Annotated in this window: 4 protein-coding genes; 3 read left to right on the plus strand and 1 reads right to left on the minus strand. The window is 54.6% G+C overall.

The features are described 5' to 3' along the window. On the plus strand, positions 1 to 1,122 hold a 1,122-nt coding region (icd, locus tag WBB95_RS18020), incomplete at its 5' end, for an NADP-dependent isocitrate dehydrogenase (protein WP_424488825.1). A gap of 78 nt (positions 1,123 to 1,200) precedes the next feature. Here the strand turns inward: icd and cspD are convergent. Continuing rightward, entirely contained in the window at positions 1,201 to 1,467 is a 267-nt protein-coding gene (gene cspD / locus WBB95_RS18025) for a cold shock domain-containing protein CspD (protein WP_424488826.1), read from the minus strand. Positions 1,468 to 1,685: 218 nt separating this feature from the next. Here cspD and clpS point away from each other — a divergent pair, with 218 nt between their 5' ends. Next, positions 1,686 to 2,054, plus strand: coding sequence for an ATP-dependent Clp protease adapter ClpS (gene clpS, locus WBB95_RS18030; protein ID WP_005789091.1), 369 nt, complete (start codon positions 1,686 to 1,688; stop codon positions 2,052 to 2,054). Positions 2,055 to 2,083: 29 nt separating this feature from the next. Beyond that, the coding region (locus WBB95_RS18035; protein ID WP_424488827.1) for a Clp protease N-terminal domain-containing protein at positions 2,084 to 2,350 on the plus strand (267 nt) is incomplete at its 3' end.

Below are 2,350 nucleotides of genomic sequence, written 5' to 3' on the forward strand. Positions count from 1 at the left end.
GTGATGATCAAGGTTGTCGATGCAGCTGTTGAAAAGGCCTACGGCGGCAAGCGCAAAATCTCCTGGATGGAGGTTTACGCCGGCGAGAAGGCGACTCAAGTCTATGACCAGGACACCTGGCTGCCCCAGGAAACCCTGGATGCGGTCAAGGATTACGTGGTCTCCATCAAAGGCCCGCTGACCACGCCGGTGGGTGGCGGTATCCGCTCATTGAACGTGGCCCTGCGCCAACAACTTGACCTGTATGTGTGCCTGCGCCCGGTGCGCTGGTTTGAAGGGGTGCCCAGCCCGGTGAAAAAGCCGGGTGATGTGGACATGACCATCTTCCGTGAGAACTCCGAGGATATTTACGCCGGCATCGAGTGGAAAGCCGGCTCGCCGGAAGCGATCAAGGTGATCAAGTTTCTGAAAGAGGAAATGGGTGTTACCAAGATCCGTTTTGATCAGGACTGCGGGATCGGCATCAAGCCGGTCTCCAAAGAGGGTACCGAGCGGCTGGCACGCAAAGCCCTGCAATATGTGGTCGATAACGACCGCGATTCGCTGACCATCGTGCACAAAGGCAACATCATGAAGTTCACCGAAGGTGCCTTCAAAGAGTGGGCCTACGGCATTGCCGAGAAAGAGTTCGGCGCGACGCTGCTCGATGGCGGCCCATGGATGCAGTTCAAGAACCCCAGGACCGGCAAGAATGTGGTGGTCAAGGATGCGATCGCCGACGCGATGCTCCAGCAGATTTTGCTGCGCCCGGCCGAATATGACGTGATCGCGACCCTGAACCTCAATGGCGACTACCTTTCCGATGCACTGGCGGCGGAAGTCGGTGGCATTGGTATTGCACCGGGGGCCAACCTGTCCGACACCGTGGCGATGTTCGAAGCCACCCACGGCACCGCACCGAAATACGCAGGCAAGGACCAGGTGAACCCGGGTTCGCTGATTTTGTCGGCAGAAATGATGCTGCGCCACATGGGCTGGATCGAGGCGGCCGATTTGATCATCAAGGGCACCAACGGCGCGATTTCTGCCAAGACGGTGACGTATGACTTCGAGCGCTTGATGGACGGGGCCAAGTTGGTGTCGTCTTCAGGCTTTGGTGATGCGTTGATTTCGCATATGTAAAGCAGAAGCAATAAAAAGCCAGCCACCCCTGTGAACCGGAGTGGCTGGCTTTTTAATAAGTGCGTGCTCAGTGGCTGGTCAGGCCAGTTGCTCTTTTGGTTGTTGAGCGAGGCCTTCTTTGCCTGTGCCAATGGAAATTGGCGCACTGATATTTACTGCGTGGTTGCCTTTGGGTCCTTGAATAATCTCAAAAGACACCGGTTGGCCTGCTTTCAGCGTTTTGTAGCCATCCATTTTGATCGCTGAGTAATGCGCAAAAAGGTCTTCATCCTTGCCGTCTTCAATAATGAAGCCGTAACCCTTGGCATTGTTGAACCACTTGACCTTACCGCTTGCCATAGCCATATCCCTCTGCACCAGACTCCATCACTGGAGTATCATCCAGTTTATCCGTCCTAACCCGAATAAATAAGGTTGACTGCGCGGACCTTTTTTACCCACTGTGGGTTCTATTGGTTGTAACACCGTTTCACCGATAGTCAAGGCGACCAGGTGGTCAGAGTTGAATTTCTGACAGGTCGCCCCCACCACTGTATTTGAACCACTGACGAACCTTTCTTTCCATGCATGCAAACAGCCAGATTCGACTAACATTCAATCAGGATCGCCCGGATCAGGAACACGATGACGACGGTTCTGCAGGCATTGCTGTTCAGGAGGCCAAACCTGCTTTACAGGCGCCGCCGATGTACAAGGTGGTTTTGTTCAATGATGACTACACACCGATGGATTTCGTCGTCGAAGTGCTCGAGGTGTTTTTTAACCTGAACCGCGAGTTGGCGACCAAGGTAATGCTGGCCGTTCACACAGAAGGACGGGCAGTATGTGGAGTGTTTACCCGCGACATCGCCGAGACAAAGGCCATGCAGGTCAACCAGTACGCCAGGGAAAGCCAGCATCCGCTACTCTGTGAAATCGAGAAGGACGGTTAACGCCGACCACTTGGGTATGAGGTGAAGCTATGTTAAACCGCGAGCTCGAAGTCACCCTCAATCTTGCCTTCAAGGAGGCCCGTTCGAAGCGTCATGAATTCATGACCGTCGAACACCTGCTGCTGGCACTTTTGGATAACGAAGCTGCCGCCACCGTTTTGCGTGCGTGCGGCGCCAACCTCGACAAACTCAAGCATGACCTGCAGGAGTTTATCGACTCCACCACGCCACTTATTCCCGTCCACGATGAAGACCGTGAGACCCAGCCAACCCTGGGCTTCCAGCGGGTACTTCAG

This window comes from Pseudomonas sp., assembly GCF_049645325.1.
Taxonomy (GTDB): domain Bacteria; phylum Pseudomonadota; class Gammaproteobacteria; order Pseudomonadales; family Pseudomonadaceae; genus Aquipseudomonas.

Excerpts from the sequence above, each read along its gene's own strand:
- cspD (WP_424488826.1), bottom strand. The coding sequence starts at position 1,467 with ATGGCTATGGCAAGCGGTAAGGTCAAGTGGTTCAACAATGCCAAGGGT.
- clpS (WP_005789091.1), top strand. The coding sequence starts at position 1,686 with ATGCATGCAAACAGCCAGATTCGACTAACATTCAATCAGGATCGCCCG.